The organism is Rhizobium phaseoli, from assembly GCF_010668805.1.
Taxonomy (GTDB): Bacteria; Pseudomonadota; Alphaproteobacteria; order Rhizobiales; family Rhizobiaceae; genus Rhizobium; species Rhizobium phaseoli_A.
On the sequence record NZ_WUFT01000011.1, the window covers coordinates 50,927 to 76,891 of the forward strand.

General features: G+C 60.9%; 23 protein-coding genes, 1 pseudogene and 1 riboswitch. Of the genes and pseudogenes, 8 read left to right on the forward strand and 16 right to left on the reverse strand.

Features of this window, described 5'->3' with window-relative positions:
- Nucleotide 1: 1 nt before the first annotated feature.
- Genes cobN through cobU form a run of 3 tightly spaced genes read right to left on the reverse strand, consistent with a single transcriptional unit; the run spans nucleotide 2 to nucleotide 5,685 of the window.
- The gene (gene cobN, locus GR197_RS18225; protein ID WP_164011973.1) at nucleotides 2-4,102 is read right to left on the reverse strand and encodes a cobaltochelatase subunit CobN; all 4,101 of its coding nucleotides are present in this window, start codon (nucleotides 4,100-4,102) and stop codon (nucleotides 2-4) included.
- 4 nt (nucleotides 4,103-4,106) lie between these two features.
- Nucleotides 4,107-5,156: a cobalamin biosynthesis protein CobW gene (gene cobW / locus GR197_RS18230; protein ID WP_164011975.1), complete on the reverse strand. Its 1,050-nt coding sequence runs from the start codon at nucleotides 5,154-5,156 to the stop codon at nucleotides 4,107-4,109.
- 4 nt (nucleotides 5,157-5,160) lie between these two features.
- Nucleotides 5,161-5,685 carry a bifunctional adenosylcobinamide kinase/adenosylcobinamide-phosphate guanylyltransferase gene (cobU, locus tag GR197_RS18235; protein WP_164011976.1) on the reverse strand — a complete coding sequence of 175 codons (525 nt, stop codon included), beginning with the start codon at nucleotides 5,683-5,685 and terminating at the stop codon, nucleotides 5,161-5,163.
- Nucleotides 5,686-6,038: 353 nt separating this feature from the next.
- A riboswitch (cobalamin riboswitch) is annotated at nucleotides 6,039-6,431 on the reverse strand.
- Nucleotides 6,432-6,715: 284 nt separating this feature from the next.
- Here cobU and GR197_RS18240 point away from each other — a divergent pair.
- Complete coding sequence (locus tag GR197_RS18240) at nucleotides 6,716-8,506, forward strand: chloride channel protein (protein ID WP_164011978.1); 1,791 nt, start codon at nucleotides 6,716-6,718, stop codon at nucleotides 8,504-8,506.
- Nucleotides 8,507-8,510: 4 nt separating this feature from the next.
- On the opposite strand, the pseudogene GR197_RS18245 reads toward GR197_RS18240, so the two are convergent.
- The 3 genes and pseudogenes from GR197_RS18245 to GR197_RS18255 all read right to left on the reverse strand — a co-directional run bounded on the left by GR197_RS18245 (nucleotide 8,511) and on the right by GR197_RS18255 (nucleotide 12,163).
- Nucleotides 8,511-9,739: pseudogene (locus tag GR197_RS18245) on the reverse strand (adenylate/guanylate cyclase domain-containing protein).
- A gap of 122 nt (nucleotides 9,740-9,861) precedes the next feature.
- Nucleotides 9,862-10,632, reverse strand: coding sequence for an SDR family oxidoreductase (locus GR197_RS18250; RefSeq protein ID WP_164011983.1), 771 nt, complete (start codon nucleotides 10,630-10,632; stop codon nucleotides 9,862-9,864).
- A gap of 76 nt (nucleotides 10,633-10,708) precedes the next feature.
- Entirely contained in the window at nucleotides 10,709-12,163 is a 1,455-nt protein-coding gene (locus GR197_RS18255) for a cobyric acid synthase (RefSeq protein WP_164011985.1), read from the reverse strand.
- A 697-nt stretch (nucleotides 12,164-12,860) separates the two neighbouring features.
- Here GR197_RS18255 and GR197_RS18260 point away from each other — a divergent pair.
- Together GR197_RS18260 and GR197_RS18265 are read left to right on the forward strand one after the other, a co-directional pair.
- The gene (locus tag GR197_RS18260) at nucleotides 12,861-13,862 is read left to right on the forward strand and encodes a glycine betaine ABC transporter substrate-binding protein (RefSeq protein WP_204330278.1); all 1,002 of its coding nucleotides are present in this window, start codon (nucleotides 12,861-12,863) and stop codon (nucleotides 13,860-13,862) included.
- A gap of 21 nt (nucleotides 13,863-13,883) precedes the next feature.
- Nucleotides 13,884-14,246: a hypothetical protein gene (locus tag GR197_RS18265; protein ID WP_204330279.1), complete on the forward strand. Its 363-nt coding sequence runs from the start codon at nucleotides 13,884-13,886 to the stop codon at nucleotides 14,244-14,246.
- Between the two features lie 55 nt (nucleotides 14,247-14,301).
- On the opposite strand, the gene GR197_RS18270 is transcribed toward GR197_RS18265, so the two are convergent.
- The 3 genes from GR197_RS18270 to GR197_RS18285 all read right to left on the reverse strand — a co-directional run bounded on the left by GR197_RS18270 (nucleotide 14,302) and on the right by GR197_RS18285 (nucleotide 16,522).
- On the reverse strand, nucleotides 14,302-14,457 hold the full coding sequence (locus GR197_RS18270; RefSeq protein ID WP_003540537.1) for a hypothetical protein: 156 nt from the start codon (nucleotides 14,455-14,457) through the stop codon (nucleotides 14,302-14,304).
- Between the two features lie 99 nt (nucleotides 14,458-14,556).
- A complete protein-coding gene (locus GR197_RS18275) occupies nucleotides 14,557-15,498 on the reverse strand; it encodes a LysR family transcriptional regulator (protein ID WP_204330280.1) in 942 nt (313 codons plus the stop codon).
- 415 nt (nucleotides 15,499-15,913) lie between these two features.
- Complete coding sequence (locus GR197_RS18285; RefSeq protein ID WP_164011990.1) at nucleotides 15,914-16,522, reverse strand: LysE/ArgO family amino acid transporter; 609 nt, start codon at nucleotides 16,520-16,522, stop codon at nucleotides 15,914-15,916.
- 99 nt (nucleotides 16,523-16,621) lie between these two features.
- Here GR197_RS18285 and GR197_RS18290 point away from each other — a divergent pair, with 99 nt between their 5' ends.
- Nucleotides 16,622-17,515, forward strand: a complete 894-nt coding sequence (locus tag GR197_RS18290; RefSeq protein ID WP_164011992.1) for a LysR family transcriptional regulator ArgP — start codon at nucleotides 16,622-16,624, stop codon at nucleotides 17,513-17,515.
- A 40-nt stretch (nucleotides 17,516-17,555) separates the two neighbouring features.
- Here the strand turns inward: GR197_RS18290 and GR197_RS18295 are convergent, their stop codons facing one another.
- Both GR197_RS18295 and greA read right to left on the reverse strand, forming a co-directional pair.
- On the reverse strand, nucleotides 17,556-17,915 hold the full coding sequence (locus GR197_RS18295) for a hypothetical protein (RefSeq protein ID WP_164012309.1): 360 nt from the start codon (nucleotides 17,913-17,915) through the stop codon (nucleotides 17,556-17,558).
- A gap of 244 nt (nucleotides 17,916-18,159) precedes the next feature.
- Nucleotides 18,160-18,642, reverse strand: a complete 483-nt coding sequence (gene greA, locus GR197_RS18300; RefSeq protein WP_164011995.1) for a transcription elongation factor GreA — start codon at nucleotides 18,640-18,642, stop codon at nucleotides 18,160-18,162.
- 221 nt (nucleotides 18,643-18,863) lie between these two features.
- On the opposite strand from greA, the gene GR197_RS18305 reads away from it, so the two are divergent.
- Nucleotides 18,864-19,583 (forward strand): MgtC/SapB family protein, encoded by a 720-nt coding sequence (locus tag GR197_RS18305; protein ID WP_164011997.1) that lies wholly within the window; start codon nucleotides 18,864-18,866, stop codon nucleotides 19,581-19,583.
- Between the two features lie 30 nt (nucleotides 19,584-19,613).
- Here GR197_RS18305 and GR197_RS18310 read toward each other — a convergent pair whose 3' ends face one another.
- Genes GR197_RS18310 through GR197_RS18320 form a run of 3 tightly spaced genes read right to left on the reverse strand, consistent with a single transcriptional unit; the run spans nucleotide 19,614 to nucleotide 20,339 of the window.
- On the reverse strand, nucleotides 19,614-19,799 hold the full coding sequence (locus GR197_RS18310) for a DUF3008 family protein (RefSeq protein ID WP_164011999.1): 186 nt from the start codon (nucleotides 19,797-19,799) through the stop codon (nucleotides 19,614-19,616).
- A 43-nt stretch (nucleotides 19,800-19,842) separates the two neighbouring features.
- Complete coding sequence (locus GR197_RS18315; RefSeq protein ID WP_164012001.1) at nucleotides 19,843-20,052, reverse strand: DUF2945 domain-containing protein; 210 nt, start codon at nucleotides 20,050-20,052, stop codon at nucleotides 19,843-19,845.
- Between the two features lie 53 nt (nucleotides 20,053-20,105).
- The gene (locus tag GR197_RS18320; protein ID WP_164012003.1) at nucleotides 20,106-20,339 is read right to left on the reverse strand and encodes a DUF2171 domain-containing protein; all 234 of its coding nucleotides are present in this window, start codon (nucleotides 20,337-20,339) and stop codon (nucleotides 20,106-20,108) included.
- Nucleotides 20,340-20,616: 277 nt separating this feature from the next.
- Between GR197_RS18320 and GR197_RS18325 the strand changes: the two genes are divergently transcribed.
- Nucleotides 20,617-20,817: a hypothetical protein gene (locus GR197_RS18325; protein WP_164012004.1), complete on the forward strand. Its 201-nt coding sequence runs from the start codon at nucleotides 20,617-20,619 to the stop codon at nucleotides 20,815-20,817.
- Nucleotides 20,818-21,112: 295 nt separating this feature from the next.
- A complete protein-coding gene (locus GR197_RS18330; RefSeq protein ID WP_164012007.1) occupies nucleotides 21,113-22,135 on the forward strand; it encodes a GlxA family transcriptional regulator in 1,023 nt (340 codons plus the stop codon).
- Nucleotides 22,136-22,305: 170 nt separating this feature from the next.
- Here GR197_RS18330 and GR197_RS18335 read toward each other — a convergent pair whose 3' ends face one another.
- A complete protein-coding gene (locus GR197_RS18335) occupies nucleotides 22,306-23,637 on the reverse strand; it encodes a diguanylate cyclase (protein ID WP_164012009.1) in 1,332 nt (443 codons plus the stop codon).
- A 184-nt stretch (nucleotides 23,638-23,821) separates the two neighbouring features.
- Nucleotides 23,822-24,652 (reverse strand): response regulator, encoded by an 831-nt coding sequence (locus GR197_RS18340; protein WP_037078243.1) that lies wholly within the window; start codon nucleotides 24,650-24,652, stop codon nucleotides 23,822-23,824.
- A 304-nt stretch (nucleotides 24,653-24,956) separates the two neighbouring features.
- Here GR197_RS18340 and GR197_RS18345 point away from each other — a divergent pair, with 304 nt between their 5' ends.
- Nucleotides 24,957-25,937, forward strand: coding sequence for a squalene cyclase (locus tag GR197_RS18345; protein ID WP_164012010.1), 981 nt, complete (start codon nucleotides 24,957-24,959; stop codon nucleotides 25,935-25,937).
- Nucleotides 25,938-25,965: the final 28 nt, after the last annotated feature.

The window sequence follows — 25,965 nt, forward strand, 5'->3', positions numbered from 1 at the left end:
TTCACCTTGTTCTATTGTTGGCGGCCAGGTCGAACCGGGCCGAATTGCTGCGCGGCGTCCAGAGGCTGCGGTCGATCGCCTCGCACAGCCGCTCCGTCATCTCGTCGAATGCCGCGGGGTTCTTCTCCACCATGAAATCGCGCACAGTGGGATCGGCGACGAAGGCCTGGTATACCGCCTCGAAATGATGGGCGCCGACCGCACCCGTCGTCGCCGAAAAGGCGAAGAGATAGTCGACGGTGGCGGCAATCTCGGCCGCACCCTTGTAGCCGTGGCGCATGACGCCCGAAATCCATTTCGGATTGACGACGCGCCCGCGCACGACGCGGCCGATCTCCTCTTCCAGCGAACGGATCACCGGCCGCTCCGGCCGGGAGTGATCGTTGTGATAGATCGAGGGACGGGCGCCGGTCAGCTGTTCCGCCGCCGCCGCCATGCCGCCCTCGAACTGGTAATATTCGTCACTGTCGAGCAGGTCGTGCTCGCGATTGTCCTGGTTCTGAACGACAGCCTGCACCGAGCGCAGCCGCTCCTCGAACAGGCCGCGTTCGGCCTTGCCCTCCTCGCCGGCGCCATAGGCATAGCTGCCCCAGACGAGATAGGCCTCGGCAAGATCGGCGCGCCGCTCCCAGCCTTTTTCGTCAATCAGCGCCTGCAGCCCCGCGCCATAAGCGCCGGGCTTCGAGCCGAACACCCGGTAGCCCGCTCGCCTTCTGGCCGAGACCTCGTCGAGGCCCGCTGCGGCAAGCCGTGCCGCCTCGCCGCGCATACGGGCTGCGATCGGATTGTCGGCCTCGTCCTCTTCAAGCGCGCCGACGGCGCGGATCGCCTTGTCGAACAGCGCGATCTGCTCGGGAAAAGCGTCACGGAAGAAGCCGGAGATTCTGAGCGTCACGTCGACACGCGACCGCCCGAGCATTGCCTGCGGTATGATCTCGTAGCCGGTGACGCGGCGCGAACTCATGTCCCAGAGCGGCTTGACGCCGATCAGCGCCAGCGCCTGGGCGATATCATCGCCACCGGTGCGCATGTTCGACGTGCCCCAGGCCGTCAACCCTAGGGAAACCGGCCATTCGCCGTGATCTTGCGCGTAGCGGCGAACCAGCAGCTCCGCCGATTTTTTGCCGAGTTCGTAAGCCGCCGGCGTCGGCACCGCACGGCTGTCGACCGAATAGAAATTACGGCCCGTCGGCAGCACGTCGGGCCGCCCGCGTGTCGGCGCGCCGGAGGGACCAGGCGCCACGAACCGGCCGTCGAGGCCGTTGAGCAGGCCTGCGATTTCGGCTGGTCCGCAGGCCAGGATCGAGGGCTTGAGCCGGGTCTCGATTTCGAAAAGCACCAGTCTGGTTTGGGACCAGAGAACCGGGCATTCCATTTCACCCGCAACGAACTTCGCCGCCAGCAGCTCGATGCGCTCGACGGTATCGCCATTGGTTCGCCATGGGGCATCGAGAATATCGGCAAGCATTACGGGACGCGGCCCGATCCAGGGTGCGGCCATATCGCAGTCGAGAGGGTCGAAAGAAGGCCCCTCCCCAACCCCTCCCCACAGGTGGGAGGGGCTTGCTGGGCGCACCGTCTCCACATCATCTTTGATGGCGGATGTTGCCGCAAACGCAGCGGTAAGTCCCTCCCCCTTGTCGGGAGGGGGTGGGGAGGGGTTTTTCAGCCCATCCCCCGCAATCGCCCGCTGCAAACTCGCATCCCCGCCCTCGCCCAGCCCGCGCGGCACTCGCGCCAGCGCCACCGTCAGATCGGTCAGCAGTCTCCCCTCGGGCGAAACGCCGAAGACATGCAGCCCGTCGCGGATCTGCATTTCCTTGAGGTCGCAGAGATAGGCGTCGAGCTTCTTCAGCGCCTCACCTTCGCTTTCGCCGCTGACTATGCCGGCATCCCGGTCGAGGCCGATATCGGTGACCAGATCGAGGATTTGCCGGCTGAGCAGGCGGATGCGGCGGGGATCGCCGCCGGAGGCCTCGTAATATTCGTCGACCAGCGCCTCCAGATCCTTGAGCGGCCCATAGCTCTCGGCCCGCGTCAAAGGTGGCGTCAGGTGATCGATGATGACGGCGGCAGTCCGGCGCTTGGCCTGCGTGCCCTCACCCGGATCGTTGACGATGAAGGGATAAAGATGCGGTAGCGGCCCGAGGATCGCCTCGGGATAACAGTTTTCCGACAGCGCCAGCGCCTTGCCCGGCAGCCATTCGAGATTGCCGTGTTTGCCCATGTGGATGACCGCATGCGCACCGAATTCCTGGCGCAGGAAGGCATAGAAGGCAAGATAGCCGTGCGGCGGTACGAGATCCGGCGAATGATAGCTTTCCTTCGGATCGATATTATAGCCGCGTGCCGGCTGGATGCCGACGAGCACGCCGCCGAAGCGGGCGAAAGGCAGGGCGAAGCCGCCCTCGCGAAAATACGGATCGTCCTTAGGATTGCCCCAGCGAGCCCTCACCTCATCTTGAATCTTGTTGGGAAGAGATTGCAGGAAGCTGTTGTAGCCAGAGAGGGAAAGCGTCTCGCGGATGACCTTGCCGTCGTGGCCGGAATTGGTCGGCCCTTCCATCAGATGCCGGATGAGCGCGTCGCCGTCGGCCGGAATGCCGGCGACCGGGTAACCTGCCGCTTCCATGGCGCGAAGCACCGCGATGGTGCCGGCCGGCGTATCGAGGCCGACGCCATTACCGAGCCGGCCGTCGCGGTTCGGATAATTCGCCAAGACAAGCGTGATGCGGCGATCCCCGGCCGATCTCTTCCGCAGCCGCGCCCAGTTGGCGGCAAGTTCAGCCGTATAGCGCACCCGGCCGCTATCGGGTTCGCTGGAGACGATGTTGGTCTCGACAGCCGCGTCATAACGCGCTGCCGTCTTGAAAGAGACGGCCCGCGCCAGCACCCGGCCGTCAACTTCAGGAAGCGCCACGTTCATGCCGAGATCGCGTGCGGACAGGCCTTGCGCGGAAGAGGTCCACGCCTCCCGCGAAGAGGCCGACAGGATCGCCTGCAGCACGATCGCCCCATTCGCCTCCAGCACCGTCGGCTGCCTGTCCGCACCCGGTGCCGAGACGGCAAAGCCGGTCGTGTTGATGACGACATCGGGTCTCAGTGCCGCAAACACGCTTTCGAGAATAGCTGTCGAAATCGGGTCTTTGAGGCTGTAGGCAAAAACCGGCAATGGCCTGAGGCCAAGCGTGGCGAGTGCCTCGACCAGCGCCTCGATCGGGGCGGTCTCGCCGCTTTGCACGAGGGCGCGGTAGAAGCTGATGGCGACGATTGGGGCCGTGGGTTGGAATTCCACCTCTTCCACCGAGCGTGAGGTACCCCCCTCTGTCCTGCCGGACATCTCCCCCACAAGGGGGGAGATCGGGGATGCGAGGCTTCGCTCCATCTCTTCGGCCGAGAGCGCGGCATCCTCATAAGTTTGTTTCGTTGGAAGCCCAAGCGACTTGCCGATCTCCCCCCTTGTGGGGGAGATGTCCGGCAGGACAGAGGGGGGTATCGCGGCCTCAGTTGACGACGGCGCGGTCACCCGCCGCCACTCCTCCACCCCGATCCGTCCTCGCCCCGGCCACCAAATGCCCGCCTTCATCAAAGGCACTGCCGGCGCCGGCTTTTCCGCGCCCGACAGCATCGCCCCGGCATAATCGAGAAAGGCCCGCGCATTGGCATCGCCGCCTTCGATCAGATAGGCCCAGAGCGCATTCAAATCCTCGAGGGAAACATTGGAAAAAGCAACGAGCCCCGCATCCGGCCTGGCATCGCCCGGCAAGACCGCAATCAGCGCGCCGACGCGGGACGCTGCTGCATGCAGCGCCTCCAGCGCATAATGAAAATAGCTGGCGCCGCCGAGCGCACGCACGATGATCAGCCTGGCATGCCGTGCCGTGCGCTCGATATAGGTATCGACCGACATCGGGTGCTTGAGGCTCATCAGGCTGGCAAGCCTCAGCGAAGCCGCCGCCCCGTGCGCGCGATGGGCGGCTGCGATAGCGGCAAGCTCGCTGTCGGCGGCCGACAGGAACAGGATATCGCCCGGCGTCTGCCCGAGGTCGATTGCCTCCTCGCCGTCGCTGATCGTTCCCTGTTGGGCCAGAAGCAGGTGCATGGGATTATGCCAGCGCCTCGATCTCTGCCCTTACCGCGTCCTGGTCCATCTCGTGCAGACCGATGACCACGAGGCGGGTGGCGCGCGTTTCGCTCGGACCCCAGGCACGGTCGAAATAATGGTCGATGCGGCTGCCGACGGCCTGAAGCTGCAAGCGCATCGGCTTGCCCGAGACATCGACGAAGCCTTTGAGACGCAGCACGTCATGGGCTGATATAATGCCCTTCAGGGACTCGACGAAGCCGGCGGGATCGGCAATGGATCCGAGATCGACGACGAAGCTGTCGAATTCGTCGTGGTCGTGCGGCGTGCCGTCCTCATGCTCCAGCTCGTGATGCGACTTGCGATTGGCGACATCGCCCTCCGTGCCGATGCCGAGGCCGAGCAGGATACCGGCCGAGACCTCTCCGTTCTTCGCCTCGATCATCACCGGCTTGCGTGCCGTGCGGGAGGCGACCTCGTCGCGAACCCTGATAAGGCCGGCGGCGTCGATCAGGTCGGTCTTGTTGAGCACGATCAGATCGGCGCAGGTGAGCTGGTCCTCGAACAGCTCCTCGATCGGGCTTTCGTGATCAAGCGATTCATCCTCGGCGCGCGCAGCATCGACGGCATCATGGTCGTCGGCAAAACGGCCGGCGGCGACGGCCGCGCTGTCGACCACGGTGATGACGCTGTCGACGGTCACCTGGGTGCGAATGTCAGGCCAGTTGAAGGCCGCGACCAGCGGCTGCGGCAGGGCGAGCCCCGAGGTTTCGATGACAATATGATCGGGCCGCTGCTCACGCTCGAGCAGCTTCGTCATCGTCGGGATAAAATCGTCGGCGACGGTGCAGCAGATGCAGCCATTGGTCAGCTCGATAATGTCGTCCTCGGTGCAATTGTCAGCACCGCACCCCTTCAGTACCTCGCCATCGACGCCGAGATCGCCGAACTCGTTGATGATGAGCGCGATCTTCTTGCCGCCGGCATTGGTGAGCAGGTTGCGGATCATCGTCGTCTTGCCAGCGCCGAGAAAGCCGGTGATGACGGTTGCGGGAATTTTCTGCTGGTTCATGAACTTAACCCTTCATTTTCAACGGCAGGCCTGCCGCGATGAAATAGACTTCAGCGGCCTTGGCCGCAATTGATTGGTGCAGCCGGCCGGCATGATCGCGGAATTCCCGCGCCATGCGATTATCCGGCACGATGCCGAGGCCGACCTCGTTGGAAACGAAAACGAGCTGCGCCTTTGCCTGCGACAGGAAATTGGTGAGCGTTAAAAATTCCGCCGCCATATCGCGCTGCTCCATCATCAGATTGGTGACCCAGAGTGTCAGGCAATCGATCAGCACGACGCGGCCGGCGCCATCGATGGCACCGAGCGTGCCGACAAGATCGAGCGGCTCCTCATGCGTCGCCCACGACGGGCCGCGATCGGCTCTGTGCTGGGCAATGCGTGCCTGCATTTCCTCGTCCCAGGCGCGGCCGGTCGCGAGGTAGTGACGATCGAGGCCGGTCGAAACGACAAGGGACTCGGCGAAGCGGGATTTGCCGGAGCGTGCGCCGCCGAGGATGAAGGTTGGATTGGAGAGAGCGGTCGTCATGCGCAAACGGCCCTTTGACGGGATACTGCGTCCCACCCACCCTCATTCCTGTGCTCGTCACAGGAATCCAGCCACGGCGCGTCCGCGCCGTGAATGACTCCATGCGGCTTTGCGGGGATTCTGCTGTGCCCAAGGACTTGGGCACGCTGGATTCCTGTGACGAGCACAGGAATGAGGGAGGAGAGGAAAGCGCCCCTCAAACGGGCAATACAACGAGACGCCGTCATACCCCCCCCTCTCCAGCTAGGGAGAAGGAGAATCCCACATGCGCGGCACCAAGCCATGCCGAATTCAATCGTTCAGCCAAAACAACCTCCGTGCTGGCAGCGGGCCTTTTGCCCAGGGTTGGGCTTCTCGCCCGGCACGGGATGGCAGGTCTCCTGGCTCGCGGTTATCGGCCGCGATCGGGGCAGACCGGAAACCGGTCGCCCTGATCGTGCCAGCGGATCTGCCTCGCCTTCCCGGCTGCATCGATGAAAAGGTGGACGATTCGTAGATTGAGAGGCGTCCGACCCCGGTTGATCACCATGCATGTCCAGTGGCTTTTCCGGCATTTGACCCATCCCACCCACCTGCATCATTGCAGCAGCGGCAGGAAGGGCTCGATGCCGGATGGAAGACCCTGACCGCTCTACAGTCGCGGGGTCGGCTGTGATGAGTACGCCCGGCTTGGGTCCGCCCCGTCACATTCCCTTTTCATCCGGAAGGCGTAACACCGATCCGGAACCATCCGTTATATCCGCGGATAGTTAGATGACCATCCGCGTGGGATGATCAGGTGACCATCCGTTGACGGATGGTTAGGCAAGCTCAGGGGCGAAGTCAACCGCCCTCGACGGCCGGGAATGGCCAGCCAGCCGGGGCAACGCCGGCAACACGACTTACCCTACCTAAAACATCGTCATTTATCAGATACTTACGTCACAATTATTTATCCCGGGCGCCGGCTTTTCGCCGCAATTACGTCGCAAGCGGACTGCGCCGCCCCTCGTGCCCTTGACCGGGCCTCTTCCTGCCTAGTTGTTTTGCCATGCTTATGAAATTGGATCGGCGCCGGTTCCGAGCGCTGCGTGTATTCTTCGATCCGGGGCGGCTGCGGGCGCTCACCCGTCGCAGCGAGGTCGGCTTGTCGCTGGCGGGTGCCGTCGTCGGCATCGCCTCCGGTCTTGCCGTCACCGGCATGAGCTATGTCTCCAATCAATTGCATCAGATGGTCTTCGGCATCGCCGACAGCGAGCGCCTGAGCTCGTCGGTGATCGAAGACAAGCTGCTGCTTCTCACCGCCCCGGTCATCGGTGGCGTCCTGCTCGGCCTGTTGCTGTTCGTACTGGCGAAACGGCGCAAGAAACCGATGGTCGACCCGATCGAGGCCAATGCCCTGCATGGCGGCCGCCTGTCCTTGACCGACAGCATCATCGTTGCCGTGCAGAACCTTATCTCCAACGGGTTCGGCGCCTCCGTCGGCCTGGAGGCCGGCTATACCCAGCTTGCCGCCGGCCTCGCTTCGAAATTCGGCCTGAAGCTGCAGCTTCGCCGCTCGGACCTACGTGTCCTCGTCGGCTGCGGCGCGGCGGGCGCCATCGCCGCCGCCTTCAACGCGCCGCTGACCGGCGCTTTCTATGCCTTCGAGCTGATTATCGGCACCTACACGATCGTCTCGTTGACCCCTGTGGTCGTCTCGGCCCTCGTTTCCACCCTCATCGCAAGGCTGCTTACCCATGGCGATTTCACCATAGATATCGGCAGCTTCGGCTCGGTCGTGCCGGCCGATTATGTCCCAGCCATGCTGCTCGGCGCGGTCTCAGCCGGCGTCGGCATCCTGATCATGCAGGGCGTCTCCTTCGTCGAGGAGTTGGCGCGCAAGAGCTCGATCGCCCCGCCCTTCCGCCCGGCGCTTGGCGGCATTGTCGTCGGACTTCTGGCAATGATTTCGCCACAGGTGCTCTCGGCCGGCCACGGCGCGCTGCATCTCAATCTCTCCCGCGAGGTGGCGATCCCGGCGCTGATCGGCCTCTTCCTCTTGAAATCCCTGGCCTCAGCGATCTCGATCGGCTCCGGCTTCAGGGGCGGCCTGTTCTTCGCCTCACTGTTCATGGGCGCCCTGCTCGGCAAGCTCTTTGCCTATTGCGGCCCCTATTTCGCCGAGGCGACGCTGACGCCCGTGATCTATGCCGTGGTCGGCATGAGTTCGCTTGCCGTCGCCGTCATCGGCGGGCCGTTGACGATGACGTTCCTGGCGCTCGAAATTACCGGCGATTTTCCGATCACCGCGCTGGTGCTTGCCGCCGTCATCACCTCCTCACTCGTCGTCCGCTCAACCTTCGGCTATTCCTTCGCCACCTGGCGCTTCCACCTGCGTGGTGAAAGCATCCGCAGCGCCCATGACGTCGGCTGGATCCGCAACCTCACGGTGGACAAGCTGATGCGCGCCGACGTCAAGACGGCAAGGGCGGGCATTTCCCTGGAGGAATTCAAGCAGGCTTTCCCGATCGGCTCGACCCAGCGCGTCATCCTCGTCGAGGAGAGCGACAAATATGCAGGCCTCGTGCTGGTGCCGGAGATCTACGCCAATCCGACCGATGCGCAGGACGAGGGCAAGACGCTTGCCGATTTCATCCACTACCGGAACGATTTCCTGCAGCCGCAGATGAATGCCAGGCAGGCGGCGGCGATCTTCGACAAGAGCGAAAGCGAAGCCCTCGCCGTCGTCAACAACCTGATCGAACGCAAGGTGATCGGTCAGCTCAGCGAAAGCTATACACTGCGCCGCTACAGTGAAGAACTCGACCGTCGCCGTCGAGAGGTCTCAGGCGAGATCTAAACCGCTAGGAACCAGTGTCGGCGGGCTTGAAAACGTTGACCGCCTTCGAAACACCGCGCAATTCGAAGGATCCGAGACATTGACTCGCAACCGCGCAGGTCACGGCGAAACTCTCCGACATCAGGAGATGGTGCCCGAGCGTGCCGCAGAGCTTTTCGAGCCGCGAGGCCTCGTTGACGGCGCTGCCGATCACCGTGAAGTCAAGCCTGCCACGCGCGCCGATATTTCCATAGAACACCTCGCCGAGATGCAGCACGACATCCACGCCGATATCGGGGCCGCCATTATCCGTCCGCTGATGATTCAACGCCTTGTTCGCTTCCAGAATATTCCGTGCGGAGACCAGCGCGGCCATGCATGACTTTTGCGGGTCCTCGGCGTCCGTCGGAAAGATCGCCAGCACGCTGTCACCCATGAATTTGAGGATCTCGCCGGAATTTTCCTCGACGTGCCGGCCGATCAGGTCGAAATGTTCGTTCAGAAATCCGGCGATCTCTCCAGGCTGGTAGACCTCGGTCAGCGCCGTGAAGTTTCTGAGGTCGGCAAGCAGGATCGCAGCATTGATGGAGCCTCCCGTTCCTCTCTGGATATCGCCCGCAAGGATGCGTGCACTTGTCTTGGCGCCAGTGTAGACAGCAAGGATATCCGCGGCGGTTTTCGAAGCCGCGATGCGGTAGCAAGCAAGCCCCAGTGCCGGGAAAAACCTGGCAACGATCGCCAATTGATCATCGGAGAATCCACCCGGTCTGTCGCTTGTAAGCGACAGGCTGACACCGCGCAGCGCAGCCTCCTTCGGGAACTCCAGCAGGCTGACAAGGTGATCCGTGCCGCCGTCAAGCGCGAATTCCGCAAGCCGTGGATAGTCGTCGACACCCTCGCCCTTGGCGATGTTCCAGCGCCCTGACGTCTCATTACGGCCGAGCAGATAATAGATCGGCGTCTTCTCAAAGTTCAGCACTGCCGCAGTGCCATATTCGGCGTTCTCGATGGTGGTGGCACCGCCGCGCACGAAATTGGCCGAGACGCCGCCATACATGGGGTGAATGGACGGCATCGCGATGCTGCCCCGCCATATCGGAAAGCCATCAGCGATCAGCCGATCGCACAGCCCCTCAATGAGGTCACCGATATGCTCGCTGGTGATTCCCCGCTCTAAAATCCATTGAATATGATCGCTAATTTTTAAATCTCCACATCAGCCGGGGCAATCTTATGACGGCAAATCGGGCAAATGGGCGGCGATGCCGAACCGGGTTGCCGCCATATCAATTGATAATCGCGCCAAGCCAATATTTCCAGCCATTACGGACGGGAAGTCTTTTCATATGAAAGCGGTTGGATGGCGGACTCGTCGCTCACATCCTGACCGTCATGCCACCATCGACAGTCAGCACGTGGCCATTGACAAAGGAAGCTGCGGCGCTTGCAAGAAACAACGCCGCGCCGGCGATCTCCTCGGGGCGCCCCCAGCGCTGGACCGGAATGCGCTGGCGCACGAAGGGCATCAATTCCTCGTTCGCGGCCATGGCCGCATTGGTCTCGGTCGCAAACCAGCCCGGCGCAATCGCGTTGCTGGTGATGCCGTAAGGGCCGAATTCGACCGCCATGCCGCGCATCAGCCCGGTCAAGCCCTGCTTGGCTGCCGGATAGACGCAATCGCCGGGCATGACGACATGGCCGCTGATCGATGTCACCGAGATCAGGCGGCCATAATTGCGCCGTTTCATCAGCACGGCGGCGTCCCGCGAAAGCGTCATCGCAGCGGCCAGATCGGTGCGCAGCAGTTCGATGATGGCATCATCATCGAACTCGGCCAGCGGGCGCCTGTCACGGGCGCCGACATTATTGATCAGGATATCGAGGCGACCATGAGCCCTTTCGATATCAGCCATCAAGACACGTTGGGCCTCGCGATCGGCGATGTCGAAGGCGGCAGCCTCCGCCGTGCCACCGGCCGCACGGATGATCCTTACAGCGTTTTCCAGCGTCGCCGCCGTGCGTCCGGTAACGATGACATGGGCGCCGGCCTCTGCAAGAGCACGTGCCATCTCGAAACCCAGACCGCGGCCGCCGCCGGTCACCAGCGCCACCTGACCCGCCAGTGAAAATCTATCCATCACGCTCATGGTCTTACCGCTCTCGATCAGCTCCGCTGGGAAATTAATGGACTCAGTCAACTAATTTGGCAAGAGCAGAACGAGCCTAACCGAGCAGTCCCGCCAACCAGCGCCGATCGAGGTGACGTTCCAATTCCCCGGCGATCTCATCCAGCGCCTGCTCGACACTCTCGCGGTAATTCCTCCGCTCGCCTGATAACCCGAAGCTCTGCAGCAGCCGGGCGCGGTAGGCGTCGCTGCCGAAGAGCCCGTGCAGGTAGGTGCCCATGATCAGGCCGTCGGCCGAAAGCGCCCCATCGTGTGCCCCGTCGATGATCGCCGACGGCCGGGTGCCATCCGGGCCACGGGTGATGCCGAGATGGATCTGGTAGCCGGCAAGCGGCACGTCGTATTCGGTTGAGCGGGCATGACTGTTGCGCACGGTTTTTTCAGGCGCCATCTCGGTCTCAACGTCGAGAAGCGCAAGCCCCGGCGTCTCGAGTGTTCCGCCCTCGATGCCTAGTGGATCATGCACGGTCCGACCAAGCATCTGGTAGCCGCCGCAAATGCCGATCACCCGGCCGCCGCGCCTGACATGCGCCTGGAGGTCGCGGTCCCAGCCCTCGGCCCTCAAGTCGGCAAGATCCGATATCGTCGATTTGGAGCCGGGAAGGATGACGAGGCTCGCATCCGCTGGCAGCCGCTCGCCTGATCGCACGAAGACCAGCTCGACATCCGGCTCGCTCCTCAGCGGATCGAGATCGTCGAAATTAGCGATACGCGGCAGCACCGGAACGGCAATCTTCAGCGCGCCCGCCCCGCCCTTCGCCAGCCGTTCGAGCACGACCGAATCTTCGGCCGGCAGGCGTGCGGCACCCGGCAGCCACGGCACGACGCCGAAACACGGCCAGCCGGTAAAGCCTTCGATGGCGCGGATGCCGTCGTCAAACAGCGAAACGTCGCCGCGGAACTTGTTGATGAAATAACCCGCAATCATCGCTCGGTCGCCCTCATCGAGGATCGCATGCGTTCCGACCAGCGAGGCGATGACGCCGCCGCGGTCGATATCACCGACCAGCACGACAGGCACGCGGGCACGCGTCGCAAAGCCCATATTGGCGATATCGGCGGCCCTGAGATTGATCTCGGCCGGCGATCCGGCACCCTCGACGATAACGAGATCGGCATCTGCTGCCATTTTTTCGAAACTCTCGAGCACGGCGCCGAGCAGTTGCGGCTTCAGCCGCTGATAGTCGCGTGCTTTCGCCTGCCCGAATACCTTGCCCTGTACGATGATCTGGCTGCCGTTTTCCGATTGCGGCTTAAGCAGCACCGGGTTCATGTGTACCGAAGACGGCGTGCGTGCAGCCAGTGCCTGCAGCCACTGCGCTCGGCCGATCTCGCCGCCGTCATCGGCGACCGCTGCATTGTTCGACATGTTTTGTGGCTTGAACGGCCGCACAGTAAGCCCGCGATTGGCCGCCAGCCGGCAAAGGCCCGCGACCAGCACCGTTTTTCCGACATCCGAGCCGGTTCCCTGCAGCATGATCGCTCTTGCCATGGTGGCCGCCTTTCGCTGAGGCGAGGCCTACAATGGCCAGCGACACCGGGTCAAGACTTGGCCCGGGAAGCTTCCCGCAGAAACGCGAAAACCGCGCATGGCCTTGGCTCTGCGCGGTTTGCCGAAAACACAGGCGTCTTCACCCTTACACGGCGAAGCTCGCTTTCTCCGGTACGCACTACCTGAACCGGAGAAGCGGCGGTCATTCCCGCCACGACCCAACTGATAACGGCACATTCTTACCGGAGAGTTATTGAAGCCTTACGCAATTCTTAATTTTGATCTTTTTTGACATTCCGATCGAAATTTCTGCAGAAGACCCGACGATGATCGCGAAGAGCGTGCAGTTCGCTCGAGCGTACGATTTTCCGATTATTGAGATAAATTCTTCGAATTCAATAATTTAGTCCCGCAACCATCAGCAGAAGAAGGTTGATTTCTGCCAGCGAACGCGTAGGCTTCCCAAAAAACGCCATTTTCGAGCATGACCTGCAATAAGCAGCCGGAACCGTAAGGACGGAAGGCACCCATGAACCGGAAATGTATGTCTCGGCATCGCCCATCCGTCATTTCATTTTGGGTACCGGAAGGATTTGTCGCGGATTTCCGACCCTGGCTGCACGTCCGTAGATTCAAGGTATTACAGCCGCATTAGCGCATCTGAAAAGACCGCTGTTGTAGAGAAGAATTCGGGGAAATGACGATGAAGACGTTTCTGATTCCCGCCGTCTTTGCCGCGGCTCTTTCTACCGTCGCGCCGGCCGAAGCCGCCGAATGCGGCAATGTTTCGATCGCTGAGATGAAATGGGCCTCGGCCGGCATTGCGGCGAGCTTCGACAAGATCATCCTGGAAAAGGGCTACGGTTGTGCCGTCACCATCGTCGACGGCGACACCCTGCCGACCTTCGCCTCGATGAACGAGAAAGGCACTCCCGACATCGCCTCGGAATACTGGATCAATTCCGTCAGGGCCTTGCTCGATCAGGCCGTCAACTCCGGCCGGCTGGTGCAGGGAGCCGAGATCCTGGCTGACGGAGCCGTCGAGGGCTGGTGGATCCCGAAATTCATCGCCGACGCCAATCCCGACATCCGTTCGGTTGAAGATGCGCTGAGACATCCCGAGCTCTTTCCTGCTGAGGACGATGCCTCGAAGGGCGCTGTCTACAATTGCCCGGCCGACTGGAGTTGTCAGATATCAACCACCAATCTGTTCAAGGCGCTTGCCGCGGACAAAAAGGGCTTCGAACTTGTCGAAACCGGCAGCCCTGAACGGCTCGACGCTTCGATCGCCCGCGCCTTCGACAATAAGATCGGCTGGCTCGGTTATTACTGGGCGCCGACCGCAATCCTCGGCAAATACCAGATGACGCGCCTGAGCTTCGGCGTCGGTCATGACAAGACCGAGTGGGACCGCTGTACGGCGGTTGCCGGCTGCCTCAGGCCCCAGCTTAACTCCTATCCGGTCTCGCGCGCCTTTACGTTGATGACCAGGTCTTTTGCCAGCCGCGCCGGACCTGTCACCACCTATCTCAAAACCCGCAAATGGGACAATCAGACGATCAACCAGGTGCTTGCCTGGCAAGACGAGAACCACGAAAGCAACGAGGATGCCGCGATCCATTTCCTTCGTAATTACGAGGGCCTCTGGATGAAATGGGTGCCCGCCGACGTAGCCGAGAAGGTCAAGACGAGCTTATAACGGCACAAACACGATCAAAGCATGGACGATTCGATGACAGGCAACGTTCCCTTTCCCGACCGCGATACCGTTGCTGAAAAGCTCGCCGCGCTGTCGGAGACGGACAAATCATATCTGACGCTGCTCATGGAAAATGTCGCTCAGGACGACAACCTGCTCGACGGCCTGCGCCGCTATCTCGACATCGCAGCCGGGTCGCGGTTCCTCAACTCGCTAAAACTCGAAAATCTCGGAATATGGCTCGGAGCACATGCGCCGGATCGGCTTCAGATCCGGGTGATGGAAACCGCCCGCTCCAGTCAGCATCCGGCCTACCAAGCCTTCCGGACCGGTCTTGACCGATCCGGCGGCCTGGAAAAGGCTTATCCCCCGGTCAACACTTGATCCGGTCTCCAGTTAGGACTTGATCCTGCGATCCCCGCAGGAATCTCAACGGCCGTTACTTCTTTGCAGCGCGATCAACCGAGCGGCCGGCGTCCTGCGTGGCGTTCACGGTGTTTGCCGTATCTTTTCCTATGCCGCGGATCGTGTTGCCGCAGGAGGAAAGTGCAAGAAGAACCATCAAGGCTGCGGCGATTTTGGCCGTTGTCGTCATTTCGAATATCCTTGTTTGAAATCAACCCCGAACGGGACTTATGCCGTTCGCGCCGATAACGCACAAGGGGACAAAAGGTTCAACGCCTGAAAGAGATTATCAGGCAGCAACCGCCTTCGCTCTCTCGGCAAAGGCGCCGCGAATGCTGTCGGCCACCGTCTCGATCGGCCCCGACACCTGCGAAGCGGTTAGCAGGCGGATATCGAATGCGCCCAGTTCCGGCAGGCCTTCCTGCGGCCCGAGGATCGCCATGTCTTCATTGACATAGGACAGCGGCAGCGGCGCAATGGCAAGATCGGAGAGCACGGCGGCGCGCTGCGCCATGGTATGGCCGCTGAGATAGGCGACGCGGTAGTGCCGCTTGTTGCGTTCGAGTTGGGAGAGCGCCTCCTGGCGCCAGATGCAGCCATCCTCCCAGATCGAGATCGGCAGGGGATCGCGGCGATGCGCAGAACCGCATTTGGCGCCGGCCCAGACCAGCCGCTCGCGAAACACCACCTCGCCACCTGTGGGGAATGGCCGCGTCGCACAGTTGATCAAGGCCAGGTCGAGCCGCTGCTCCTCCATGCGCTTCTTCAGCCCGATGCTCATGTCGATCGTTACGTCGACCATGATGCCGGGATAGCTCTCGGCGAAACTCTTCAGGATGCTCGGCAGCAGCCGCTCGCCGATATCCTCCGGCGCGCCGAGCCTGACGACGCCGCTGAGCTCCGGCATGATGAAGCGCGACACCGCCTCGTTCGACAGCGCGAGAATGTTGCGGGCGTAAGACAGCAGCATCTCGCCGTGGCGCGTCAGCGAGACCGAACGGGCGTCGCGCAAAAACAGTGTTGCGCCCAGCTGTTCCTCGAGCTTCTTGATCTGCATCGACACCGCTGACGGCGTGCGGAAGACCGCCTCCGCGGCGGTCGAAAAATTGCCTGTCTCGGCGATGGCGACGAAGGTACGCAGCACATCGTTGTCAAGCAAAGGAATGGGACGGCGAAAGGGAAGGCTCATCGTCGCATCTTTCAATTTTTCTGATTTATAACCCCATATCATTTTGTTTGATTGAATGTCAATCGCTCGCCATATTTCGAAAGATCAGCAGCCGATGCACGAAAAGAGGCCCCGACATGTCGAACATCAGCATCTGGAATATTGTACAGGCCCTTTCCGCGTTCAAGTCGCAGAGGCGCAGGAATGCGAACCATGAGCATGCACTCCGGCAGCTAAGGCGTTTTCCCTCGCATCTGCTGGCCGATTGTCAGCCCAAGATAGAGTTGATCGTCGCTGCCTCCGCCGCTAGCCGAACCGCTGCAAATGATTGTAAGATCGGCGTGCCTCATCGGGTGCGCATATCCGGAAACATCCGTCCATCAAGAAGCTTGCGCGCCGTTCTGGACGTCCGCGCCCCTTGACCGAGCCGTTTTACCGCCGGATCCAGCCCATTTCCATCTCGGCTTTGGAAAGGCGATCACATCCCGCCCAGCAACTTGAACGCAATGATCCACATGGTGAAAGCGACGAGCGTTTCCAGCATGCGCCAGGATGAGGGCTTCGAGAAAATCGGCCGCAGCCACGTTGCACCATATCCGAGCGAAAAGAAGAACAGAAAGGAACCCGTCACCGCCCCCGCAGCAAATGAAACCTGCTGTCCCGGGTAGCGTGTCGATATCGTCCCGAGGAGCACGACGGTATCGAGATAGACATGCGGGTTCAGCCAGGTCAGTGCAAGGCAGGTTATGAGCGTCTGGCGAAAGCTCGACGGTCTCGCTTCTGCTTCCGTGAGGGCGGCGGACGAGCGAAAGGCGGAATAGAGGCTTTTCGCTCCGTACCACGCCAGAAATGTGGCTCCTCCATAGCGCATGACCGGATCGAGCCAAGGCATGAACCTGGCGATTTGCTGCAGGCTGGTCACGCCAAGTACGATCAGCGCTGCATCCGATAAGGCGCATGCGAAGCAGACGGAAAAGACGTGTTCGTTGCGCAAGCCTTGGCGAAGGATGAAGGCGTTCTGAGCGCCGATGGCGACAATGAGGCTGAGGCCCATCATCAGGCCAGTGAGATAGATCGAAAAATTCATCGTTTCGGCGAACGCCCTGACTTCGGTAAGCGTTGCCGTATCGCCATGAAAAAAATTAGTCTAATTAATCTGGCTTATCTCAATTAAGCGAAACTAATCATGCTCGATTACCCCGCCATGCGCGCCGTTGCAACTGTTGTCCAGACAGGCAGCTTCGAAAGGGCTGCGACCGTGCTGAATGTCACTCCCTCGGCAGTTTCGCAGCGCGTCAAGCAGATCGAGGAGCGTCTCGGTACCATCCTCATCGTCAGAGGCACGCCGTGCACGGCAACCGAAAAGGGAGAATGGCTTTGCCGCCATATGGAGAATGTCGGCATGCTCGAAGCCGAACTCTTTGGGCAACTGCCGGCTCTCGTCGACCCCGAAGAACCCCGCCAAAGGGTGACGCTGCAGATCGCGACCAATGCCGACAGCCTTGGGACATGGTTTGTGGAGGCCATGTCCAACTTCGCCAAGAGTTCTTCCTATCTATTGAACATCGCCGTCGACGACCAGGACCACACCGCCGAATGGTTGCACCGCGGACGGGTTATCGCAGCCGTCACCAGCCTTGAGAAGCCGGTCCGCGGATGCCGGCGATTTGCGCTCGGCATTCTGCGCTACCACGCCACGGCAACCCCCGACTTCGTGGCACGCCACTTTCCGCGCGGCGTAACCGCAGAGGCAATCCGCAATGCCCCGGCGCTCACCTTCAATCAGAAGGACAGGCTGCAGAGCAGCTGGGTAAACAGCATGTTCGGACGTGATCTCGACTATCCCACCCATTGGCTGCCGTCGCCGCAAAGTTTTGTCGAGGCAAGCCTTTCGGGCATGGGGTGGGGAATGAACCCGGCCCAGCTCACCCGCGAACATCTCGCATCAGGAACGCTCGTGGAACTGGTTCCCGACACGCCGCTCGATGTCCCGCTATACTGGCAGATAAACCGCCTCGCCGCCGACCGCCTGGCGGAGCTGACGCGCGAGGTCATCACGGTGGCCAAACGCAATCTCTGACACGTTGCTCAGAACATGCAGAGGCTCAAAAAAGGCGCTGTCACACGTACGTCGTGCGGCTGCCGAATTCGCTGGTGTCGTCAAAATTCTTCGTTCCGATGCGCTTACTCTCGCCGGAGAGCTCCTGCGGAGCCTCGGTAGCGGGCTTCGATGCGGCCGACGCCTCGGTCTTGCTGCTCTCGGACGCTTCGAGCTTGGCAATCTTAGCTTCCAGCGTCTCGACGGATTTTTCGATTGTGGCCTTCTCTTTCTCGTCCTGCGTTTGCGACAGGGCTGCCTGCTTTTCGGCAAGCTGCGCCTCGAGAGAGGCAAGTTGATCCCACGAACTGGATGACGAGGTTGAAGCGGCTGAACTCAAAAGGGTGGATGCAGAACTGGAAATTGCGCTGACCATGCGGATGACCTTCGATGTTGGATGTCATCTTTCTAGACCGCGAATGTTAAATGCCCGATAAATAAAGAACTAAGAAGTACCCTTTTATAAAAATTATTGCGCATCGCCAAACTCGGCGCCGCTTTTAGTATCCCGTCCTAGAACAGGATGATCTTAGGCCCGGTCGGCCTCAAATCTGAATCCTGTTCCAAATTAAAGAGTTAGAGCGTGATTTCATAACAAACCCGCTCACACTTTTCGGCATCATGCTTTAGGCAATAGCGATGATCTCCAGCTCTTGGCCACCTGTTTCCACCACATCACCGACAGCCTTGCCCATCAGCAATCGCGCCACCGGCGAGACGTAGGAAATCGATCCGGCCTTGGGATCGGCTTCGTCCTCGCCGACGATCCGATAGGTCTGCACGCGCCCATCGTCGCGGCTGAACGTCACCGTGTTGCCGAAGGCAACAGTGTCGGTTGACGCGGGGGTAGGCATGAGTTGGGCGGTGCGGAGCCTCGCCGCGAGATAGCGCAGGTCGCGCAACGGTCCCGCCGCCTGCCGCCGTCTTTCGTTCACATCTTCGATGACACTCGCCGCATCATAGGCCTCGCGAGCCTGCTGGAACTGTAATTCCAGAGCCTTCAACCCTGCCTCCGTGACAAGGTTCAGATGCTGCGAAACCGGACGATCGGGCAGCAGGGTTTCCGAAGCGGTTTCGAAACTCTCTTCCTTGGTGAATGCGACGGCCAATTCTATACTCCGTTTTGGGCGCAGTGCACTTATAGCTGACCGGGAAGTTCTCCCCATCCGAAACATCCATACACCCGCCGCAGCCGAACCGCCAATCTTGGCTCATCGGCAACGCGGAACGTCCCGCGCCGCATGGCGTTTAGACCCGTGATGCATCGTGGCCGAGGAGGATCAATGCCCGGCGAACAGCGCAAAGCCCGCGATATAACCCGGAGCGAAACATGCCTTCGTTCCTGACAGACGCCATGCCGCTGACGCCGGACTGGTGGGATATCGTCGCGCGCCTCGCGCTGACGGTAATCGCCGGCGGTCTCATCGGCCTCGATCGCGAGCGCGGCGGCCATGCCGCAGGCTTCCGGACGACGATCCTGGTGGCGCTTGCCGCCTGCGTTGCGATGGTCCAGGCGAATCTGCTTCTGTCAACCTATGGGAAAACGCTGAGTTTTTTCACCCAGATGGACGTGCTACGCTTTCCGCTCGGCGTCCTCACGGGCGTCGGCTTCATCGGCGGCGGAGCGATCCTCCGGCGTGGCGACATGATGACTGGCGTCACAACGGCGGCGACCCTGTGGTTCATGACGGTGGTCGGCCTTTGCTTCGGCGGCGGCCAGATCGTCACCGGGACGGTGGCGACCGTCATTGCCTTCATCGTGCTGTCGCCGCTAAAACGCCTGGACACTTGGCTGCGCTGCGAACGCAAAGCGACCCTCGTCGTCTATGGCACGAGTTCCGATATTCCCGACCTTTCGGATGTGTTGGGACCTCTTGAATGTAGCGCATCATTTGTCTCGTTGGGGCAGGCCGAAGATGGCCGACCCGAGGTGGCGTTCGAATTGCGCTGGCTGGCGAAAGATCCAGACACATCCGCACGCGCCATACTTTTCGCCGTTTCCGAGGCGCACGAAATCGCCAATTTCTCGATGCATTCCACGACGACTTGAGCCCGACGGCGCCACTATCGCAGCCCTCGCTTATTTGGAGACATGCTCTGGTTTGCCCTTTCTTTTGGTGGATGCAAATTCCTCGAGCTGTTTTTCGCTCATAGACTCGACCATCTGTTTGGAGGCGCCCTTGAGTTCCTTCTTAGGCGTCTCGCCACGTTTGGCCGACAATGCGGTGCCTGCCGCCTTCTGCTGCGCCTTGGACTTGGCTGGCATATCGATCTCCCTATGCTGGTGATGAGGCGGCGAGTTGGCCTCCTCAAAGCTTCCTGATTTCCTCGGGCTTGTGTGCGGCCCGCTTTCGCGATTTGTCGCTTTCCACGATATACTGGGGTTCCGCCGCCGACGCCTTCACCGTGTGGCCCTTGATCTTCGTCTGGCTGGTCTGCTTTTTGACCACCCTGCCCTCTGTCTTTCCCTGGCTGGTGTCCCAGCTCACGTCGTCACCCTTCTTCAATTGCTTGGACATGCGAGGCTCCTTACGGCAAGGGGGCTGCGGCAAAAGCCGCAGCCGACCGCTGGTCAGTTAATGGTGGCCCATTGGCTGCGGACATCCCTGGCGTTCTTCGACAAGTGAACATGCGCGTCGACGTGATCGACCCAGTCGATCGGGATCAGGTGGTGCTTGCCATCTTCCGAGTCGGTCTTCGTCAGCTTGATGCGCGTGGTTCCATCGAGATGGTCGACTGTCCCCATATGGGTGCCGTCGGCAGCCCGCACTTCCATATATTCACGGATCTGATCTGCAGAAATCATCGTTTCCTCCTTTTCATCATTGTCAGGTACGAAGCGGCAACGGCGTGGAGCGGAGTTGGTTCCGAACCGTCTTGCCGTGCACAGATTTGGCATTTTCCAACACCGCAGCGGTCAGCTCTTCAATCCGGAGGGTGCACGGCGATCAGTCAATATCTCTGATGTTATCCATAAACTCTATTCGTTTGAATGATGAGTTCAGCAGGCCCATATTGTGATCACGGACATGGACGAAACCTCCCATCGAGACCATGTCCCCGACCCAAGAAAGGATCCGGAAATGACCACGCTCACCTATCGGGGTGCCGGCAAGACCCTTACCTCCGGCGAAGGCCGCTTTGATCTGGCACACTACGCCCGCAGGCTTGTGCTCGCCTGGACGCGCTGGCAGACGGCTCGCGAAATCGAAGCCATGCCCTTTGACATCCGCAAGGACATCGGCTGGCCGAGCACGGACGACAACAAACACCGGACCGTGTAATGAATGCGATATTTCTCCCAAGATGAGGGCGGCGTTTGCCGAACGCAACGCCGCCTTTTTCGTAGGCTGACCGTCCATTCCCAAGCCGTTCTCGATCTTGAATTTCAGATGCCTATCAGCCTGTTCTTTGCCCTCCCCACGCCCCTCTTGACGGGTTGAGTGGCCAGATCGCGACCAATGTCGCATATTTGCTCTTCCCGGCCGCATTTTTCCATGCCAGTGTCGCTTTCAGGACATCGACGCGACGCAATCCGCGCAACGAATGTGTTATCGCCCCTCGAGCATGGATTTCGCTATGAACAGGATGCAGATCAAGAAGCGTTCGCTGGTCTTCTTTATGGTACCGCAATTCACCATGCTGCCCTTTTCGGCGGCCGTGGACACCTTGCGCATCGCCAATCGCATGCTCGGCTATCAGGCCTATACCTGGCGGCTCGCCTCCCTCGACGGGGAGAAGGTCTATTCCTCCTGTGGTATCGGCGTCGAGGCGAATTCCTCGCTGGCCGAGGAGCGCCGCCATCTCGGCGGCGAAAACCGGCCGGGCATGGTGCTCGTCTGTTCCGGCATCGATGTCGAGCAGTTCAACAACAAGTCGGTCAATGCCTGGCTGCGCGAATGCTACAACCGCGGCGTCGCCGTCGGCAGCCTCTGTACGGGCGCGCATGTGCTGGCCCAGGCCGGGCTGTTGAACGGCAAGCGCTGCGCCATCCATTGGGAAAATCTGCCGGGCTTTTCGGAGGCCTTCCCGCAGGCGGAGGTCTATGCCGATCTCTACGAGATCGACGGCAATCTCTATACCTGCGCCGGCGGCACCGCCTCGCTCGACATGATGCTCAACCTCGTCGGCGAGGATTTCGGCGAGAGCCTTGTCAACCGCATCTGCGAACAGCACCTGACCGACCGCGTGCGCAATCCGCATGACCGCCAGCGCCTGCCGCTGCGCGCCCGTCTCGGCGTGCAGAACGCCAAGGTGCTGTCGATCATCGAGCTGATGGAAGGCAATCTGGCCGAGCCGCTGTCGCTGATCGAGATCGCCGATGGCGCCGGCCTGTCCCGCCGACAGATCGAGCGGCTGTTCCGCCAGGAGATGGGCCGTTCCCCGGCCCGCTACTATCTGGAAATCCGCCTCGACCGCGCCCGCCACCTCTTGGTGCAATCCTCGATGCCTGTGGTCGAGGTTGCCGTCGCCTGCGGCTTCGTCTCGGCCTCGCACTTCTCCAAGTGTTATCGCGAACTCTACCATCGCTCACCGCAGCAGGAGCGTGCCGAGCGCAAGACGAGCATGGCGACCGCGCGCCAGCAGCCGGTTGCGGCCTGAGATAAACAGAGACAGTCGCCGAGTGGGCAAAACGACAAAGGCGGCTTGCCGACGACTCTTCGTCATGCTCGGGCTTGTCCCGGGCATCTACTGTCGGTAGATCCTCGGCACAACAAGGCCGAGGACGACGCCAAACAATAAACGGCGTGGATAGACAAGGCGAAAGCGCCCTATTGCGCCGCCTCTTCCGTCATCTTGGCGTCCGAATAGACCTGGTTGCGGCCTCGGTGCTTGGCCATATAGAGGAATTGGTCGGCGGCGTTGAGATAATTTTCGAAGGTCTCGTAGCCGCCGATCTCGGCGATGCCGATCGAAATCGTGACGCCGAGCTCCTCGTCGTCTGCCGTGACTTTCAACCGAGAAATATCCGAGCGGATCTCGTCGCAGAGCTTGGTCGCCGCAAGGGAATCCATCTGCGGGAAGAGGATGGCGAATTCTTCGCCACCTAGCCGCGAAAGAAGATTGTCGCTGCCTTCGAAGATCGTGAACAGCCTGTTTGCGACAGCCTTCAGCACCTTGTCGCCGATCTCATGGCCATAGGTGTCGTTCAGCCGTTTGAAATGGTCGATATCGAGGATAGCCACCGAACTCGGCACCTTCAGCCGCAGGCACTCGTTCACCAGCTTCGGGCCGTTGTCGTAGAAATAGCGGCGATTATAGAGGCCGGTCAGGTAATCGCAGGCTGCTGCCGCCCTGAGCTGCCGCATCTGCGCCAGCGTCTCGGCATTGTTGGCGATGCGGCATTGAAGTTCCTCGGCGACGAAAGGCCGGTAGACGAAATCGCTGGCGCCGGCTTTGAGGAAACTTGCCGAAAGCATGCGGTCGTTGGAGGAGGAAACGCCGATGACGCGCAGCCTGTCCGAACCGAAGCGATGGCGGATGCGCCGCGTCAGCTCATAGCCGCTCATGTCGGGCATATGGTGGTCGGTGACGACGAGCTCGATATCGCTATAGGCCTCGAGTGCGGCTAGCGCCTCGAGGCCCGAATTTGCCTCGACGACGAGATATTGCTGCGCCTTCAGGAGGTCGACCAACACTTGGCGCACCGAGACGACATCATCGACGACGAGCACCCGCGTCTTGCGGTTGGAGATCGCCCGCCGGACGGTGGCGACGAGGTTGTCGAGCGCGAATTCATTATCCTTCAGCACGTAATCGATGACATTGCGCTCCATGATCCTGTTGCGCGTGTTGAGATCGAATGTCGCGGTGAAGACGATCGCCGGGATATCGTGCTCGATCGTGCAGTCGAGCGCTTCGCCATAGGGCGAATCCGGCAAGTTGAGGTCGACCACGGCCATGGTGTAGCCGTGACCGTCCTCGGCAAGTTCTTTGCGAAGAGCCTTCAGCGACGAGCAGGATTTGACCGCAAGGCCGAGCTCGGTCTGGAACCGATGGCAAAGCACGGCGGAAAACATCCGGGAATCTTCAACCAGAAGTATTTTGAGCCCGCCGGAGCGCAGCCCGATGCCATCTCGCTGAAAATCCGCTTGAAAAGCCACAGTCCGCTACTCCCCCATGCGTCCGATGGCCTCGACTCGGCCCTCTCCCCGGCGGGGCGGAGGATAACCGAGAGGCCTGCGCGCGTGAAGGGGACAAATGGCGGCGTTACTTGTAATTGCAGAAATTCGACGACGGCCTATTTCCGTCATCTCCGCACCTCTGGCGACGATACTGTAAGGGGCTTCAGGCAACCGCCCGCTCCCTGCGCATCGACTGGATTTGCAGCAGCGTATCGAGGTTCTGGTTGACGCGGCAGTAGAACTCCTCGTCGATGAAGGGACGCAGCATGAAATCATTGCCGCCAGCCTTCAGGAAACGCGCCGAAAGCAGCCGGTTCGACGAGGAGGAAACGCCGATGATGCGCAGCTCGTGCGAGCCGATACTGGAGCGGATGCGCCGCGTCAGCTCGAAGCCGTCTATGTCGGGCATGTTGTAGTCGGTGATCATCAGGCCGATATCGCGGTTGGCCTTGAGGATCTCCAGCGCCTTGCCGCCGTTCTCGGCGACGCTGACGCGGAAATTATACCGCTTCAGCCGGCTCGACAGCAGCGCGCGGGCCGTCGCGCTATCGTCAACGATCAGCACGTGGTGACGATGATTGGTCAGGAACCGGCAGATCGATTCCGCCAGAAGGTCGACGGCGAAGATATTGTCCTTGAGGATATAATCGACAATGTCCTTGGCCATCAGCTTGTCGCGCATGCTTTCATGGAAGGTGCCGGTAAATACGATGGTCGGGATGGAAAGATCGACCAGATATTCGAGCGCTTCGCCGTTTTCGGCGCCGGGCAGGTTGATGTTCGAGATTGCCAGCGTGATCGGATCGGAAGACTTGTCATAGGAAACCTGCAACTCCTCGAAGCTGCGGCAGATCTCGACGTCGATGTCGAACAGCTCCTTGAGGCGTTTGCTGATCATCGACGTGAATACGTTGGAATCTTCCGCGACAATAATACGCGCGCCAGCAAACATTTCCCCGGAATATTGCATCCCCGAAATACCTAGAAACGCCATAGCAAACCTTTGATGTAAATTCTGTCCCCGGATCAAATTGGTACATCAATTGATTTGAATAATTATTAATCAGCGCTGCTGGATGCGTAACGAAGAAGCGGGCCGATGGGGCCGCCTCCGATTTCTTGCAGATATGATTAAGAAATCAGCCGCGAGGCGCCGCGCTTCTTTGGAATCGCATTGGCGAAGACTATGCCGGTGGCCGCCCGGGTGAAGCTCCGACTTCCGCGCGCTCATTGGCTGGCAGCGCCCGGCCGAAGCGATTATAAACGGTCCATCGACCGACCCGCCGAGAGGTTCGCCCATGACCCAATCCGACCCGGTGATCGAATGGCTTCTTGACTCCGACCCGTCGATCCGCTGGCAGGTGATGCGCGATCTGCTCGACGCCCCGGATCGGGAGTGGATGGCGGAGCAGGCTAAGGTCGAGACCGAGGGCTGGGGTGCAAGGCTGCTTGCCTGCCGAGATAAGGACGGGCAATGGGCTGGCGGCGCCTTCCTGCCCGCCGGTTTCGACCCTCGCGAGTGGCGTGAACACGGCCAGCCATGGACGGCCACGACCTTCTCGCTGTCGCAACTCAGGGAATTCGGTCTCGATCCCGCCTGCGCACCGGCCAGACACACCGTCGAATTGATCAGCGCCAATGCCCATTGGGAAGAAGGCGGCCAGCCCTATTGGCAAGGCGAAGTCGAAGAATGCATCAACGGCCGTACCGTCGCCGACGGCGCTTATTTCGGTATCGATGTCTCGCCGATTGTCGACAGGCTGGCCGGCGAGCGTCTCGACGACGGCGGATGGAACTGTGAGCGAACCCGCGGCTCCGTTCGTTCTTCCTTCGCCAGCACCATCAATGTGCTGGAAGGCCTGCTGGAGTTCGACAGATCAACCGGCGGCACGCCGCGATCCCGCGAGGCGCGCCGGACGGGCGAAGAATTCCTGCTTGAGCGCAGCCTCTTCCGCCGCCTCGGCACCGGCGAGCCCGCCGACAAAAACTTCCTGCAGTTCCTGCACCCGAACCGCTGGCGCTATGACATTCTGCGTGCGCTCGACTATTTCCGCGCCAGCGCCATCCTGACCGGCGCCGCTTCCGATCCGCGCCTCGGCGAGGCGATCAAGCATCTGCGCTCGCGACGCCTTCAGGACGGCCGCTGGCCGCTCGACTGGAGCCTGCCGGGGCGCGTGTGGTTCGAAGTCGACGACGGGCAAGGCAAGCCCTCGCGATGGATCACGCTCCGCGCGATGCGGGTGCTCAGATGGTGGGATGCCCAAGCATCTGTCGCCTGACGGGGCGAGAGCCCCGGCCTTGCCGGGT

Coding starts and splice junctions, on each gene's coding strand:
- cobN (WP_164011973.1), bottom strand. CDS start 4,102: ATGCACCTGCTTCTGGCCCAACAGGGAACGATCAGCGACGGCGAGGAG.
- cobW (WP_164011975.1), bottom strand. CDS start 5,156: ATGAACCAGCAGAAAATTCCCGCAACCGTCATCACCGGCTTTCTCGGC.
- cobU (WP_164011976.1), bottom strand. CDS start 5,685: ATGACGACCGCTCTCTCCAATCCAACCTTCATCCTCGGCGGCGCACGC.
- GR197_RS18240 (WP_164011978.1), top strand. CDS start 6,716: ATGCTTATGAAATTGGATCGGCGCCGGTTCCGAGCGCTGCGTGTATTC.
- GR197_RS18250 (WP_164011983.1), bottom strand. CDS start 10,632: ATGAGCGTGATGGATAGATTTTCACTGGCGGGTCAGGTGGCGCTGGTG.
- GR197_RS18255 (WP_164011985.1), bottom strand. CDS start 12,163: ATGGCAAGAGCGATCATGCTGCAGGGAACCGGCTCGGATGTCGGAAAA.
- GR197_RS18260 (WP_204330278.1), top strand. CDS start 12,861: ATGACGATGAAGACGTTTCTGATTCCCGCCGTCTTTGCCGCGGCTCTT.
- GR197_RS18265 (WP_204330279.1), top strand. CDS start 13,884: ATGGACGATTCGATGACAGGCAACGTTCCCTTTCCCGACCGCGATACC.
- GR197_RS18270 (WP_003540537.1), bottom strand. CDS start 14,457: ATGACGACAACGGCCAAAATCGCCGCAGCCTTGATGGTTCTTCTTGCA.
- GR197_RS18275 (WP_204330280.1), bottom strand. CDS start 15,498: ATGATATGGGGTTATAAATCAGAAAAATTGAAAGATGCGACGATGAGC.
- GR197_RS18285 (WP_164011990.1), bottom strand. CDS start 16,522: ATGAATTTTTCGATCTATCTCACTGGCCTGATGATGGGCCTCAGCCTC.
- GR197_RS18290 (WP_164011992.1), top strand. CDS start 16,622: ATGCTCGATTACCCCGCCATGCGCGCCGTTGCAACTGTTGTCCAGACA.
- GR197_RS18305 (WP_164011997.1), top strand. CDS start 18,864: ATGCCTTCGTTCCTGACAGACGCCATGCCGCTGACGCCGGACTGGTGG.
- GR197_RS18310 (WP_164011999.1), bottom strand. CDS start 19,799: ATGCCAGCCAAGTCCAAGGCGCAGCAGAAGGCGGCAGGCACCGCATTG.
- GR197_RS18315 (WP_164012001.1), bottom strand. CDS start 20,052: ATGTCCAAGCAATTGAAGAAGGGTGACGACGTGAGCTGGGACACCAGC.
- GR197_RS18320 (WP_164012003.1), bottom strand. CDS start 20,339: ATGATTTCTGCAGATCAGATCCGTGAATATATGGAAGTGCGGGCTGCC.
- GR197_RS18325 (WP_164012004.1), top strand. CDS start 20,617: ATGACCACGCTCACCTATCGGGGTGCCGGCAAGACCCTTACCTCCGGC.
- GR197_RS18330 (WP_164012007.1), top strand. CDS start 21,113: ATGAACAGGATGCAGATCAAGAAGCGTTCGCTGGTCTTCTTTATGGTA.
- GR197_RS18340 (WP_037078243.1), bottom strand. CDS start 24,652: ATGGCGTTTCTAGGTATTTCGGGGATGCAATATTCCGGGGAAATGTTT.
- GR197_RS18345 (WP_164012010.1), top strand. CDS start 24,957: ATGACCCAATCCGACCCGGTGATCGAATGGCTTCTTGACTCCGACCCG.